Genomic DNA, 475 nt, shown 5'->3' with positions numbered 1-475 from the left:
TGGACGTTGGTGTGCCGGTCCTCACGGCCGAAACCGAGGCCCGCGGAGAGGAACTCGCGGATCTCGTCCCCGTCCAGGACCTCCACCCGGTGCCCCCCGGCGTGCAGCCGCTCCGCCAGCGCGTGGGCGATGGTGGTCTTGCCCGCGCTCGGCAGCCCGGTCAGCCACACGGTGACGCCCTGGTCGCTCACGCTCATCAGCTCAGTCTCCGTAACTCGGTTCATCAGCCGTGCAGTCCGCACTCGGTCTTGCCGCGCCCGGCCCACCTGCCGGCCCGCGCGTCCTCGCCCTCCGCCACCCGGCGGGTGCAGGGGGCACAGCCGACGGAGGCGTAACCGTCCATCAGCAGCGGGTTCGTGAGGACCCCGTGCTCCGCGACGTACGCGTCCACGTCGTCCTGGGTCCAGCGGGCGATCGGCGAGACCTTCACCTTCCGCCGCTTCTCGTCCCAGCCCACCACCGGCGTGTTCGCCCG

The 475-nt window shown here is 72.2% G+C and carries 2 protein-coding genes; both read right to left on the bottom strand.

From position 1 onward, the window contains the following. The coding region (locus AB4039_RS42450; protein ID WP_442273339.1) for an adenylyl-sulfate kinase at positions 1–197 on the bottom strand (197 nt) is incomplete at its 3' end. Between the two features lie 26 nt (positions 198–223). Next, a partial coding sequence (locus AB4039_RS42445; protein ID WP_442273335.1) for a phosphoadenosine phosphosulfate reductase domain-containing protein occupies positions 224–475 on the bottom strand: 252 nt, incomplete at its 5' end.

This window comes from Streptomyces sp. M-16 (assembly GCF_052114405.1).
Classification (GTDB): Bacteria; Actinomycetota; Actinomycetes; order Streptomycetales; family Streptomycetaceae; genus Streptomyces.
This window is presented reverse-complemented; position numbering and strand designations above follow the sequence as displayed.